We start from the raw sequence: 1,110 nt of genomic DNA, 5'->3' as shown, positions 1-1,110 counted from the left end.
CGATCCTGGCGGGTGACCGGTTCGGCACCGACCGGGACGGCTACCGAGCGATGCTCGCCCTCGGCCGGCGTCACCCGGACCGGATTTGGGCGGTGGAAGGTTGCAACGGCATCGGCCGGCACATCGCGCAACGGCTGGTCGCCGACGGCGAGACCGTGGTGGACGTGCCCCCGAAACTGTCGGCCCGGGCCCGGGTGTTCGCCACCGGCAACGGCCGCAAGACCGACCCGGTCGACGCGCACAGCGTGGCCGTCGCAGCGTTACGCACCAAGGGATTGCGGCATGTTGTCGCCGATGACGACACGGTGGTGCTGCGGCTGCTCGTCGACCGCCGCGACGAACTCGGCCGGGCCCGCACCGACCTGGTCAACCGCATCCACAAGCTGCTGCTGGAACTGCTGCCCGGCGGGGCCAAGACCTTCCTATCCGCCGATCAGGCCCGTGCACTGCTGGCCACCATCCGCCCGCGTGACCTCGTCGGACGGACCCGCCGCCGGCTGGCGTCCGAACTCATCGGCGAGCTCGTCCAGGTCGACAAGAAGATCAAAGCAGCGAAGCAGGAACTGACCGACCTGGTCAACCACAGCGGCAGCAGCCTGCTCGAACTCAACGGCATCGGACCGTCCGGCGCAGCCCGCCTCATCGGCGACATCGGCGACATCCGCCGCTTCACCAGCCGCGGGCACTTCGCGTCCTGGAACGGCACCGCACCCCTGGACGCCTCCTCCAGCGACCAGCAACGCCACCGCCTGTCCCGGGCCGGGAACCGGCGCATCAACCGCGTCCTGCACATCATGGCCATCGTCCAACTCCGCCACGACACCCCCGGCCGCGCCTACTACCGCCGCCGCCTCGCCGAAGGCAAAACCGCGATGGAAGCCATCCGAGCGCTGAAGCGGCGGCTGTCCGACGTCATCTACCGGCGCATGCTCCACGATATCCAGCAGCTGGAGACGGGCCCGGGAGGACAACCGGGGGCGACTCTGCAATCCAGCGCGGCTGACCCAAACCCCGAGGTCAACTCTTCGGAACAGTCACTTCCCGGACCCGCCGACCACCACCCTAGAACACCAAACACCGCCGCCGCTTGACAAAGAGGGGCGCCAGATG

Annotated in this window: 1 protein-coding gene; it reads left to right on the top strand. The window is 69.1% G+C overall.

Annotation, left to right across the window (positions count from 1 at the left end):
* A partial coding sequence (locus ACIA8L_RS56370) for an IS110 family transposase (RefSeq protein ID WP_395918545.1) occupies positions 1-1,091 on the top strand: 1,091 nt, incomplete at its 5' end.
* Positions 1,092-1,110: the final 19 nt, after the last annotated feature.

The organism is Dactylosporangium sp. NPDC051541 (genome assembly GCF_044454505.1).
Classification (GTDB): Bacteria; Actinomycetota; Actinomycetes; order Mycobacteriales; family Micromonosporaceae; genus Dactylosporangium.
Note: the sequence above shows the minus strand (reverse complement) of the source record. Positions and strands in the feature narration are given on the sequence as shown.